The sequence below is a fragment of the Actinobacillus vicugnae genome (assembly GCF_901687125.1).
GTDB classification, from domain to species: domain Bacteria; phylum Pseudomonadota; class Gammaproteobacteria; order Enterobacterales; family Pasteurellaceae; genus Actinobacillus; species Actinobacillus vicugnae.
Genome location: NZ_CABFJY010000028.1, coordinates 1 through 6,682, shown reverse-complemented (window position 1 = coordinate 6,682; position 6,682 = coordinate 1). Strand labels below are relative to the sequence as shown.

The window sequence follows — 6,682 nt, the reverse complement described above, 5'->3', positions numbered from 1 at the left end:
AACTCGCCAGCTCTAATTCTAAACGAAATAACTGTGAAAGCCCTTCTTTTAACACAAAACTCACTACATCAAATTCCGTCTCGCCATTAACCTTGAGGCTGTAGCGGTAATTGGATTGTACTGTCATATTTTTTTCCTATCGTGTAATATTAAGATATTATTTGTAACGCGCTGCATTTTTTAAATTTGTAACAATAATTATCTTTCCTTATAATCAACATCTTCCGCATTCACCCACATATTAATGTCTTTTTTTCCTTTATAATTAACAAAGTACCATTTCTTTCCAAACATATCAGACTTTTCATTTAATATAACTATTTGATCGCCTTTCACAAGATACATTTTCGATCTCCCACTCATCTCCGGATTGTTATATAAAAATATTTTTCTTTTTAAAAACAAAACCCTACCACAATCATTTATTTTCATGTCGCCCACATTAATTTTACACTGAAAATACCCATTTATCTTTAAAGGTTTATCTTTTGATTTTAAATAATTAATCATAAAAATAAACTGATTGTCTTGATTGTCATATTTAAAGTTAATATTATCACCGTGAATTTTCATTACTAATTTTAAGTAGCTTTTTTTATTTAAAAAATCATAATCACTGGGCTCTGCATTACTTTCTAGATCTTCTATATATTCTTCTGTAATATCAATAATATTTACCTCATCATTCATTACATCTATGTCATAACCATAATATCCATTGTAATCAGGAAAATAATTTATCCTTCTCACTTTAATTAACTTTCCTTTTATTTTATTAAAAAAATATCCAACCTCAGACTTAATCTTTACTGATGCATAATATTTATTCCATATTTCAAAGTATTCTCCTTTATCAATAACATCAGTCGCCAATTCATCTTTAACTAAAGGTGATTTCAATAAATAACCATCAATATAAACTTCACCTTTAGATTCATTAATATTTATTTGATTGGCATTTGATAAATTAGTCACAATCAAAAAAAACAAAGCAAAATATTTTATTATAGCCATCTTAAACACCCTTCTAGTTTATCTGCGTAACCTGCAATTACATCTGCTTTATCAAGACCATTAATAATTCTACGTGCATTTTTATAGTCACAACCTGAATCATTTATGTAGTCTGAAAATTTTTTATCTGTAAACATACCTACTTCCATTCCATATATCATAATTTTTGTTGCGTTTTTCTGTTCCAAAGCTAATGATTGATCATTAATTAAATCTAACCCCAAATAATTTCCTGCATTTTTATAATTATTATACCTAGTTAATTGAACATAGCCTCTACCTCGATATTTATATCCATCACCTTGATTAACATTTCCCATTTTTCTAGCTATTTCTCTACGCTTCTTAGTATCAGCTAGAACAGGATCATATTTATTAAAATATGATTTATTGCCTCTTTCAATAACAGGTTCAAATGAATGACCTGTCTCATGCTTTGCTGTAGCTAACATATAAGCAACTTTTCTTAAATCACAGTTATAGTTTTTATGCGCGTCACAATATTCTTCTATTCCAGTGAAAATAGCCTCTAAGGCCACCTTTTGCGCCGAGGTTAATTTGTTAAACTTTTGCTCATATTGAGCAAAAAAATACTCTCTATCAATCATTTTCCCAATTATTACGGATAACCATCCAATCATCCCCAACGGATGGATATAACACGCTTCCTTGTCCGTATCAAACTGATTTACTTTCAGCTTTATCGATAAATCCTCTACTCGCTTGCTAAGTCGTTTCACTATATCTTCTTTACCATGCTGCCGATATAACGCACACACTTCGGCAAAATCGGCTTGTCGAGTTGATTTCCATTCACTTTCGTGTTTTGCGATTATGCCCGTTAAGCGTCTTTGTTGCACACTATCTAGTAACACATCCCGCAGTTTTCCTGCCTCAAAAACGACAGATGTGCCTTTATCGGCATCTAAATCTAACTCATCCATTATCGCCTTAAATAGTGGGTCTAGTTCCTCTTTTTGCTGTATCGTCAGTCCGCTCGCTGGGTTTAAATACTCGTGCAGACCATTTTTAAACAGACTTAGCTTGTCGCTTTGTTGATGAAAAACATTGACACCTGGGAACAAAATACCATGAGTTACATGGCTATCATCTACATAAATCCCCGCCTTACTTTTTTTCACGGTATTATGTAGATAGGGTTGAATATTGTAATAATCTTTGCTTGCTTTTCCGTCCTTTATGGTTTTCTTTTCCACTTCTGATAGCGGTACCATAATTTCTGTTACTGTATTGCCTAGTTGGCTCACGTTATTCTCAGCAATACCGTAATAAGCACTATCTCGTGCCACATACAAAAAGTTGTCTGTTAATTTCTTTTCAGCCTTGTCCTTTTCATATTGCACCTTAGCTTTAACTTTAAAGGCTTCAATATCGTCATAAGTAAACACTTCTAAATGCAGCAACTTTTTATCTTGCTCGTCCATTTGGTTGTATTCGCCTATTAAGCCCAGCTCCGTCCCCGCCTTTATCGCTATTGGTTTGGCTAGCACCACTTCCTTATCCGTTTCTGTTTCAACATTATGCGCCAGTAATAGTGGGAGCTCCTTAAGTTCACTGTCGACTAGTATTTGATAAGAGCCTGAAAAAATTCTCCAATCATCTGCCATGGGGGGCTTTTGTTCTACACCATTTACATCTCTATACCAAACTAGTTCATCTAGTTTCTCTTTAGATGATGCCTGTTTTTTTACCTTGATTATTGTGCCATCGGTTAATTTCACTCCCAATGGTTTATTATTTCTATCCCTTATCATCACGGGATTTTTATCTGCTGACTTCGTCTCTGCAATAATATCTAACGCCGATGTACTATATTCATTTAGCTTAGCTGTATGGCGATATAATGAATAAAAAGTGCAATTCGACAATTAAAAGTTTTAACAGAACTTCTAAAAATCAAATTGCACTATTATCCTACTTTATTAATTTTATATATACTATATTTAAACTAATTAAACATCCAATTTATTCACAATACCATTTAGATTTAAATTTATACTGTACATTATCAAACATAACTAATTCAAACATATATTAGTATCAATACATCTAACCCATCCCGTAATAATTCTTTTGTTTTTTTTATATTCAATCATCAGCCATTTTGAGCTTATATTTTTAAGTATAAACTCATCACCTTTAATTAAATATCTCTTTTCACCCTGAACATAATTCGGAACATCTTGAAGCAATGTTTTTCGCATTATCTCTCCTTTAATAACTTCATTCCTATTTAAACTCCAAAATTTAAAAAGATTACTATTTAATGCACTTCTTACTTCTTTTTCTGTTTTATACGGATATATATAAATTATTTTAGGCTCAATAACACTGGAATCATTAACATCTTGAATATCATAAATATCACCTCCAGAACCTAAAAAATCAGATAATGCTTCATCCAATTTATAGATACCATTATCTAACCTAAAGGCAGTATAAATAAAATAATCACCAACATAAGGAATACCCGTTTGATTATAACTTGGCTGGATCTTTATTGATACAATCAGATAATTACCTCTATCTTTAATTTCATCAAAAAAGGCAAATGAAAGCTCTGGTTGTTGAGCTAGAAATGGAGCAACCCAAATAATTTTTTTACTATTTTTATCGTTTTGAACAACTGAAAACCCCTCTGAATCTAAAGAAGGTTTCGGCATATAAAACTCTATTTTATGACCAAATTTATCAGTAATATTGAAAAATGGTGAATCATTAGCTATTGAGGCTGACACGTTTAAAGAAAAAAGAAGAAAAATAGCAAAAATTAAATTTTTCATTATTTACAACTCCCGTACATATCAAAAAATATTTTCTTTATTTGTTCTTTATAGAATACTCTATTATAATACCCATCTAATCCTTTATTAACTTTTCTCGTTATATTTTTCATACAATTCTCACTTGTTAGCGTAGGTGTATCTAAATCAGATATTTTTCCTATTTTATTATGAACATTCCAAAACCATAATGCAGATTCTATAGCAATTAAATAATTATTTTCTAGTAATTCAGGGTGAGCCAAAACATCAAATTTACTATATTCATAAAATGAATTATAAGTTAAATAATGAGTTAAATGTATTAAACCTCTCCCTCTGTAATCTTTATTAGGATATTTACCAAAGCCACCATAGCAATGTTCACCGTATGCTTTATCATTTCCTAGTAGTTTTTTATCAATATATTCAAGTTTTTGTGATTTACTATAATGCATTCCACGTCGCTCAAAACCTTGATTAATTATGGTGGGGGATAAATTATATAGCTTTTCAGCCGTATAAGTTTTTCTTGTATAATTCAGAACTTCTCTAAATTTAAGAAATCGTGTAGTTTCTTGTTTTGCTTGGGCTAATAAATGCATCACTTGTCTGCACACTTGTTATATAAAATTTCTAAAAATTAACCGCACTTTGAGACGTTTGAGTTTATCTCAAAAGTGCGGTTATCTTTCATGAAATTTGGATTAACCCATAATATACAATCCTCATGAAACAATTTTGCATAAAAATCATTTATCAAAGGTTAAAAATTTGCTCGGCACACTCAAATTTTCAACATTATTAGACTTAACCCAAGCAATAATTTCTTTCTTTCCTTTAAAATAAATCTGATACCATTTATTATTCTTTGAGTCTTCTGTTGCATCAAGCACTAACACCTTGTCTCCTTTTATTAAATACATTTTTTCTTTATTATAATTTTTATCATAAAGATTGGTTTTTTTCTTAATATAGCCCATGGAAATCATTCTATTTCCAGTTCCACCAACATCGTAAAACAAGCTTCTCTTTAATGATTTCAATACGTTAGAATCAACAATAAAACTATCACCCTCATCATCAGGAGAGTTTACTCCAGAAAAATACTCATACTTGAATAAAATCCAATCATTTCCATTATTCATATAGTAATATTCATTAGAATTTATATAAACTCCGCAATTAACTTTGATAATTCCCTTTTCTGGAATACTTAACCCAAAATATCTACATTCATTATTATCTACAACATCAAAGACCTTCTTCTCCTCTCTAGACACATTAAGAATACATTTATAATCAATAGTATCAGAAGATTCATCATATGCACCACATTGAATATAATCCTTAAGATCATCATCATTTAAATACCCTTCTACAGTAACCTCTGACATACTAGATGTCGCGATGGCATAAAAAGGTAATATCATTAAAGTATATAAAAATAAATTTTTCTTAATCATCATATTTACCTAATTTTAATCTGGAACCCACTTTTGTATTTCTCATATGACTAGTGGATAATTTATATATTCCCAACTCTTTAGTTAAAGATAGATTAGAACAGTTTTCTATATTATTGGCTTTAATTAATTTCTTAAGCCAAAGCATTCTTTCTTTAAAACCATTGGCTCCACCATTAATTCCTACATTTACTGTATATACATCATCATTATCAGCATATTTATTTAAATCCCTCCAAGCACTTCCATATTTCCAATACCACCCCGCTGAATCGAATGATAGAAATAGTTTTTCAGATATTAAATAGTGAAACCTGTTATTTCTATCCTTCATATCTTCTATTTTTGTTTCTTTAGGAATAGTTGGAACATAATAAGCGCTATCTGTTCTTGTATGTTCAAAATATTTAATATAATTTATCCGCCAAGTTAGTTGCATAGCTCCCCGACCTTTATATCTAGATCCATCTCCTATGATAGTATTATGATTCTTTATGGCAGCCCCTTTCCCCGGCTCGTAATCCTTCCCTGAAGCCAATTCTTCAGTGGTCTTTAAAGATGCTGTTTCAAGATAAACTTGTGCAAGAAAGTGAACTTTTCTTATACACGTATTAATATCATATCGTTGACAGGCTTTATTTAATTCTTCTGTCAATCTTGCGTATGTTCTATCTTCTTCTTTTAAAAGACAATTACGGGCGTTAAATAAGGAATAATTTCCTGAATTCACTCCGCTTAAAGTATTAACAATATTTTTAACCTCCTCAACCGTAAAATCTCTATGGCAAAAACAGGCTGAATAAGGCGTTAAGGCTTGAATAAGTCCCAACGGGTGAAAATAATACGCCTCTTTACTCGTGCTAAACTGCCCAACTTCCAGCCCTATCTCTAAATTACTTGCGCGTTGTTTAACCCAGTCCGATTCCGCTTGTTGCCCATATTTTTCAAACACTTCGCATACCGCACGAAAATCCTCACTACGCCCTTTTTTCCATTCGTTCCGATGTTTTACCACTACACCCGTTAATCTTCTTTGCTGTATCCGATGTAGCGACAACCTATCCAATTTCCCCGCTTCAAACTGGGTTGTTTCACTGTCTTGAGCTAAGTCTAACTCTCCCAATACCTTTTCAAATAATGGACTGAGCTTTTCCTTTTCCGTTTGTTCCAGAGGGCTGTCTGGGTCGAGATTTTGATGTATGCCGTTTTTGAAAATACTTATGCCGTCCGTTTGTTGGTCAAACACATCTACTCCCTTAAACAGTATCCCGTGCGTCACATGGCTGTCATCGACATAAATCCCTACACCGCTTTTCGTGCCGTGTAAGTACGGTTGAATATTATAGTAAGTCCGTTGTTTGGCATTTTTATCTTTCGGATTGTCACTCACCGTCAGCTTCTCTACTTCCGACAAGGGGA

The 6,682-nt window shown here is 31.9% G+C and carries 6 protein-coding genes; all 6 read right to left on the bottom strand.

Annotated elements, in window-relative coordinates; translation table 11 throughout:
- Positions 1-198 precede the first annotated feature (198 nt).
- Positions 199-1,014, bottom strand: coding sequence for a hypothetical protein (locus F8M47_RS07235; RefSeq protein ID WP_150539455.1), 816 nt, complete (start codon positions 1,012-1,014; stop codon positions 199-201).
- On the bottom strand, positions 1,005-2,756 hold the full coding sequence (locus F8M47_RS07230) for a hypothetical protein (RefSeq protein WP_244298085.1): 1,752 nt from the start codon (positions 2,754-2,756) through the stop codon (positions 1,005-1,007). Before F8M47_RS07230 ends, F8M47_RS07235 begins: the two co-directional genes overlap by 10 nt.
- Positions 2,757-3,053: 297 nt before the next feature.
- Positions 3,054-3,818, bottom strand: a complete 765-nt coding sequence (locus F8M47_RS07225) for a hypothetical protein (RefSeq protein WP_150539454.1) — start codon at positions 3,816-3,818, stop codon at positions 3,054-3,056.
- Positions 3,818-4,402 (bottom strand): glycoside hydrolase family 19 protein, encoded by a 585-nt coding sequence (locus F8M47_RS07220; protein ID WP_150539453.1) that lies wholly within the window; start codon positions 4,400-4,402, stop codon positions 3,818-3,820. The genes F8M47_RS07225 and F8M47_RS07220 overlap by 1 nt, the downstream gene beginning before the upstream one ends.
- Before the next feature lie 147 nt (positions 4,403-4,549).
- Positions 4,550-5,266 (bottom strand): hypothetical protein, encoded by a 717-nt coding sequence (locus F8M47_RS07215; RefSeq protein ID WP_150539452.1) that lies wholly within the window; start codon positions 5,264-5,266, stop codon positions 4,550-4,552.
- On the bottom strand, positions 5,256-6,682 hold a 1,427-nt coding region (locus tag F8M47_RS07210; protein WP_425292571.1), incomplete at its 5' end, for a glycoside hydrolase family 19 protein. The genes F8M47_RS07210 and F8M47_RS07215, both read right to left, overlap by 11 nt.